General features: G+C 41.4%; 1 protein-coding gene. It reads right to left on the bottom strand.

Features of this window, described 5'->3' with window-relative positions:
• Positions 1 to 228: 228 nt before the first annotated feature.
• Entirely contained in the window at positions 229 to 513 is a 285-nt protein-coding gene (locus tag ABD036_RS19125) for a hypothetical protein (RefSeq protein ID WP_343862805.1), read from the bottom strand.
• Positions 514 to 655: the final 142 nt, after the last annotated feature.

The following is a 655-nucleotide window of genomic DNA, read 5'->3' as shown; positions in this document are numbered from 1 at the left end:
ACTAGTTTTACGCTTTCCTAGAAAGTAGCAAATGAAACCCATGCACGGAGCTAAGATGAGCATAAATATCGCTAAGTCTGTAAAGTTGATAGTTGTCATTTTTTAATAATTCCTTTTACGTCTAACGCTTTGCCAATGGGCAAATGCGAACGTTGTTGGGCGAAGCCCAGTGAGTAGTTGTCCCAGCCGCGCTTTTTGCGGCGATATTAGGCAACTTGTTATATAACACTACGGCCACTGAACTTGCCCCATTAGGTCTTTGTATGATGCTAAAGCGCGCCATATCGAAACCGCTAAATCCTGTTTCCTAATTAGAACTTGATATAGAAACACTGGTAACAACCACAGCAATAATATTGCCACTTGAACGAAAATTGCAACGATAACAAATTCTCGTTCACCACCCAAAGCTAGAAGCGCCACAAAAACATTTAGGATCAAGAGCACCCAGATAGCTTTCTTTGCATCCGATTTTATAATTGTGATTGATTCAGATGGTTCTTCGTTGCGCACTTGATTCCCTGTGTTATATAACGCTTTGAATATGGGGCAAATATGAGCGCTTTGGCCGAAGGCCAGCGAGTATTTGTCCCAGTGAGTTTACGAACGACATAATTCATTTGTTATGTTCCAATTCTTTCGCGATTGCTCTCTG

Source organism: Aliiglaciecola litoralis, from assembly GCF_039523355.1.
GTDB lineage: Bacteria > Pseudomonadota > Gammaproteobacteria > Enterobacterales > Alteromonadaceae > Aliiglaciecola > Aliiglaciecola litoralis.
The sequence above is the reverse complement of the archived record's forward strand: the minus strand, read 5'-3'. Positions and strand labels throughout refer to the sequence as shown.